General features: G+C 48.0%; 7 protein-coding genes. 4 read left to right on the forward strand and 3 right to left on the reverse strand.

Annotated features, from left to right (window positions below; genetic code table 11):
* Window positions 1-340 precede the first annotated feature (340 nt).
* Together PH5382_RS19145 and PH5382_RS20410 are read left to right on the forward strand one after the other, a co-directional pair.
* Window positions 341-655: a hypothetical protein gene (locus tag PH5382_RS19145; RefSeq protein WP_058335977.1), complete on the forward strand. Its 315-nt coding sequence runs from the start codon at window positions 341-343 to the stop codon at window positions 653-655.
* Window positions 656-890: 235 nt separating this feature from the next.
* Window positions 891-1,631, forward strand: a complete 741-nt coding sequence (locus PH5382_RS20410) for an SAM-dependent methyltransferase (protein WP_082645778.1) — start codon at window positions 891-893, stop codon at window positions 1,629-1,631.
* Here PH5382_RS20410 and PH5382_RS19150 read toward each other — a convergent pair.
* From PH5382_RS19150 to PH5382_RS19885, 3 genes are read right to left on the reverse strand one after another with little or no spacing between them, the layout of a single operon-like run.
* Window positions 1,601-2,407, reverse strand: coding sequence for a hypothetical protein (locus PH5382_RS19150; protein ID WP_058335978.1), 807 nt, complete (start codon window positions 2,405-2,407; stop codon window positions 1,601-1,603). The genes PH5382_RS20410 and PH5382_RS19150 overlap by 31 nt on opposite strands.
* Window positions 2,394-3,581 (reverse strand): cyclophane-forming radical SAM/SPASM peptide maturase GrrM/OscB, encoded by a 1,188-nt coding sequence (grrM, locus tag PH5382_RS19155; protein WP_197410087.1) that lies wholly within the window; start codon window positions 3,579-3,581, stop codon window positions 2,394-2,396. The genes PH5382_RS19150 and grrM overlap by 14 nt, the downstream gene beginning before the upstream one ends.
* Window positions 3,582-3,638: 57 nt before the next feature.
* Complete coding sequence (locus PH5382_RS19885; RefSeq protein WP_156414989.1) at window positions 3,639-3,821, reverse strand: hypothetical protein; 183 nt, start codon at window positions 3,819-3,821, stop codon at window positions 3,639-3,641.
* 478 nt (window positions 3,822-4,299) lie between these two features.
* On the opposite strand from PH5382_RS19885, the gene PH5382_RS19165 reads away from it, so the two are divergent.
* A complete protein-coding gene (locus PH5382_RS19165) occupies window positions 4,300-4,485 on the forward strand; it encodes a type II toxin-antitoxin system HicA family toxin (protein WP_231751947.1) in 186 nt (61 codons plus the stop codon).
* 115 nt (window positions 4,486-4,600) lie between these two features.
* A complete protein-coding gene (locus tag PH5382_RS19170) occupies window positions 4,601-5,005 on the forward strand; it encodes a type II toxin-antitoxin system HicB family antitoxin (protein ID WP_058335981.1) in 405 nt (134 codons plus the stop codon).
* Window positions 5,006-5,106 lie beyond the last annotated feature (101 nt).

Here is a 5,106-nt window from a genome sequence, read left to right on the forward strand (position 1 = left end):
GCTCTTGGCATACCCGTTACCGAGCCCGTAGGATAATTCCGTCCGGGGAAAGGGGAAGTCCCCTCAGAAACCGATTTGTGCAACAAAGCCACGCCGACCAGTTCGTGGTCTTGTACTTCGTAGGGGCCCAACTGCTCATATACTCCAGCTACCATGCTGGATTCACGAAATGAATCCCTCACCCGATTTGTACAACAAAGCCATTGGGCGCATAAAAGTCGCCCAAATATCACCAGACTGGACGCCAGGGCCAAGGGGAGAGACCTTTGCCGGGCTTTGCTCACTCCCCGGCGCAGCCCAGATCTTAGGCCCATACGAGAGCGAGCAGAAGGCGAAAGAAATGGTTGAGAAATCAGCCAACAGCCGGATCAAAGCGATGTTTGGCGCAGGCATCAACACCACCCGCGCCGCCGTAGAAGATGGGCGCACCTTGCGTGTAAGCGCCAGGGCAATCCTGCGCGCGGGCATCTGGACATGCTCAAATCCGGTAAATGCCTACGCCCTGTTTACTGATCTCAGGCACGCCCTAGGCATGAAGCGTGAAGACGCGCCGGAATACCCAAAGCCAAAGCCAAATCTTGACGAATACGACCCGCAGAGCGGGGAACAGTTTTCACCCTTTGAAGATAACGACAGCCACAGCGTAACAGCCTAGGAAACGGCCCTGACCGGACCTTGATCAGTGCTCGACCTGCCGAGGCGCAACTTGCCAAAAGCGGACGTCTGTCTGCGCACCAAATTTATGCACCATCTCTACTGCCCAATTTTGCCGGGTTTCCTTTTATTGTGCGTAGAGCATGACTTATGCACCAAATTTTTTCCTATGAAATCGAAGGGGAAATATGATACCCAAAGCCCAATGCTCCAGATGAACGGTTCGGATAAGACAAATGAAGCTCTGTCACATTGTTGGCATCGGCACCGCTATTCCCGATGATCTTACGGTTTCATGCTTAAACACTATTCGTCGATCAGACGTAATAATTTCGCATATCTCCCAACATGCTATTAATGACATTTTCGAACTAGTTCCGCGCAAACCGGTTATATCGCTACGAACTGAATATCAGGACAATCGTCTCCGAACCTCTAGTTACGACGCTATGTTCAGTAAGCTTTTGAAGCATATTTCTGACTACGAAATGCCTTGCTACTTAACTTACGGAACGCCATTTTTTTACGACTCACTGTCGGTCAAGCTTGCGCAGTATCTCGTATCGCGTGAGTTGCCTTACACTGTCACGGCAGGCGTATCATCTTTCGACCACATATTTTCATTACTGCGTCGCGATGTAGTGCCGCATATAGAAGTTTTGGATGCGGACTGGATTGTTTCTGGTCATGTAACGCTTGATGCCACCCGTGCGCTTTTAATAATGCAGCCTAGTGTTTTTGGCACCCGATATTCTCGACGTGATTCAGCACCAACAACTGACGCCTTAGAACCCCTCGCCTCTTCACTAAAGTCGGCATTTGATGAGACGCATCCAGTTTGCTTTGTGCACGCTGCAACAAGCGACCAAGATCGGTCGATAACTCATTGGTGCACTGTCGATACTATATCATCCGCACCAAGTTATGTTTTACGTAGCGCATGCCTTTACGTCCCTCCTTCTAGTCGGGACAAATAGCCCAACCAGACTAACGTGATATCGTCTTTCTCTGCATCGAATGTCGAACCGTCGTGTAGCATATTCTCGGTCGGCGCAATGTAGCCTTCACCTGGCTCAATCCTTATTCGGAAGATATCGGGGCAAACGTATTTAAAAAACTTGCGGACAAAAACTCTGTGGTCATCATAGGCATCTTTGACCCATTCTCCGCCTTGTCGTTCCGCGACCTCGATAAGTGCCTTCGCTGTGTAAGGCACAAACATCAAATATCGGCTTTCGCTTCCAACATTAATAGCCACTCTATTTCTGGCGGTTTTCCGCTTCTGCATCGGAGCTTTATCAAAGGTATCTAAATGCAGGCCGACAATGTTTTTTTCGCTGTCGCGGGTGGTCGTATTCCTTCCCCCTGAGAGATGTGCAACACCAAGGAAATGGAAATTTTCGGCGTCAACGCCGGAAAAGTTTTTCCTTATTATACCAAGTTCTTCGATCCTCTCTTTGATCGCGTCTTTGTGGTATTTGGGTTGCGAAAAGAACCACAGTTTGAACTCTTCGATATCTTTTCTAGTTCCCTCACTTAGTTGGAAAATTCGCACCGAATTGGCGAAAAAAAACTGCACGCTTTCGTCGATTAGCTGTCTCGACTGACTGTCATATAATTTTTGCCAATTTTTGCTGGCAGAGTTCGGCACTCGCAGGTCAGTCTTGCCCTTTGATGGTAGGCACTCAATATCCCTATCACGTATCGCTTCATCGAAGCTAAGATAAATATCGTAGTCCCTACAATTCTTCATACAACAGTTTCCACCATTGAGCTTGAGCGGCGCGCTCCAACAAACTGGAATCCTCCGCAATCATTCTCAACGCTACATCAAATATAGACTTAACAGTATATCGACAGAAAGCGGTCTCCGTTGAGTTAAATGCCCCATTTTCTAGAAGCTTGTTGGCTGGTGCGCCTCCGCCGCAATAGTCGAAATATTCGCAGTCCGAAGAACATTTCTCGACACCTCGACGTATTTCAGTCGCGTAAGTAGACGTCGTTGCCCTCCTTAATGACGTCAAAAAACCTGAGCCGTCAACGTTGCCGATAATATGATTACCGAGGTCTAAGACCTCATGATCAATCAGCTCAGGCGAAAAGGTGCTGAAATCTCCCTCATGGTTGATTGTGATTATTCTTCCCGTCGCTGCCTCAGCGCTCTTTGCTTTGATCTTCGGGAACATAATTGTCTTGAGAACTCTAACTAGCTCTCTGATCGCTAATGATCCATCATTTATCGAGCGCTTGAACACCTGTTCTATAAAATTCTCGAACTCTGCTCGCGGGTCGTCACTCGTCAGGTAAGATGTTCGGGATGCGCCCTCAACCTCCAGTACATTTAACCCAACATACGGAATGCCCAAGTCGAGCATGCTATCATAAAATGCATCAGGGTCGCGGAACGTTTTCTGATGAATAACAGCGATAGCTGAGACAGACACTGCATTCCGATGCAAAATCTCAATTCCGCTTTTTACCTTTTCGAAAGTTCCTTTGCCACCGCGAGTACGGCGATAATAATCATGCTGCTCCTGTGAGCCATCAACGCTGACACCCACCTTAATTTTGCGCTTTGCAAACATTTCGGCAAATCGTTGATTGATGAGCATGGCGTTGGTCTGTACGCTGTGCTCGAATACTATACCGTGATCATGCAACTTTTCAAAAATGTCAAAGTATCGACCGAGCTTGCTGATGCCTACTGATAAAGGCTCACCAGCATGCCACGAAACTACAGTCTTTTTTGTTAGGTAGTCTTTATGCTCGATGATGCGATCTGCAATTCGATCAGCAACCTCAAACGGCATGGAATTTTTAGAAACTCTATCGGCAAGATAGCAGTACCCACAATCTATGTTACAAAAATTAGTCGGCTGAATGACAAAAAGCGCTGTGCTGTCGATATTTTGATTGACCACGCTCACTGTTATCTTAATCCAATTGCTAAATCACATTGTTCAGAGGGATTTTCTCGTTATTCGTCAGTGATTGCTCCAGTTATTCCAATTGTCCCATGCTGGCCAGCCGGGTGAGTTGTTCCAATCTGAAACATCGCTATCCGCTGCGCTATGAAGGTTCAAATTCTTTTCCCTAATCGGTTCTGCTATAGACCTAACTTTATCCATCATTTCTTGCACATTGCCTTTTTCGGTGGCATCCGTCATTGCTCTAATCCTCCACGCACATGAGGTTTGACCTTACAATCCTGTTTCTCTCAGACAAGCCCAAAAATGCGACACATGGATATTTTTCATAAAGCGCCTTATCGGTCGTTTGGTCGGCGCAAGGCGCATAAGCCCCTTGTATGCGATCTTCGGAGTGTAGCCGAGCCGCCCAATTATCATTGGCTGAATGTCCGCTCATCAGCTTCGCCATGATCGGTTCTCATTCGCAGCGAATGACCGCTACCCGCCCTTCCTGCCGCTTCCTGTTAGCGGATGCCTGTGCTTAAACGCGCGAGCGTAAGGCAAAACCGGCCCTGGTGCTATTCCACCTGCGCCTAATAAAAAATGCTATTGAAAGTCTGAGCCTTAGCTAGAAACAGGGCCTAAGTTCTATAGTTCACCAAAATGACGGGTATTTTGTGTAAAATACCACACACGATTCTTGCGTTAACTCTGAATTGTGTGTATCAGTATACACATGATAGAGCGAAACAGTAAGAGGATCATCAAGAAACTGATCGAGCAAGGCTATACCAAGATCCACCACAGAGGATCCCACGTTAAGCTGCGCAAAGGTGAGCAAACGGTGATCGTTCCACACCCCAAGCGGGACCTGCCAACCGGCACCGCCCGCGCCATAGCAAAGCAAGTGGGCTGGATCTAATCCAGCCCACCGGCACCAAAAACAAAAAAAGACGCTGTTTCGACAAAAGCAACTAAGTGAGTGAGAGATCTCCACCCCAACCAGGGTGAGGATCAAGGAGAAAGAAGGATGAACAATGAACTATATAGCTGTAGTGCATCACGAGGAAGGTAGCGCAACTGGCGTTCACTTTCCCGATGTGCCCGGCTGCTTTGCTGCCGCTGATGATCCAGCAGACATCTTGCAAAACGCGATTGCCGCGCTTGACGACTATTTTGCAGATAGTCACGAGATCACAGAGGCACGAGGCATTGAAGCCATCAGACTTGAGGTAAAAGAGGATCTTGCAGAGGGGGCTTACCTTATGGCGGTTCCCTTTATTCCAAACTTGTCGAAAGTCGAGAGAGTGAACGTAAGCTTTGAAAAAGGGTTGCTCAATGCGATTGACACCCAAGCTAAGCTTTCAGGGTACAAAACCCGATCAGCGTTTCTTGCAATGGCCGCTCGTAAAGAAATCGAGCAAACCCGCGAAAGCGCTTAAACAATCACCCCGGCAGCACTCAGCCGCCGGGGCAACGGCACCAGAACGGCTTTGTTGCACAAATCGGGTGAGGGATTCATTTCGTGAATCCAGCATGGTAG

Origin of the sequence: Phaeobacter sp. CECT 5382 (assembly GCF_001457775.1) — a bacterium.
GTDB lineage: Bacteria > Pseudomonadota > Alphaproteobacteria > Rhodobacterales > Rhodobacteraceae > Pseudophaeobacter.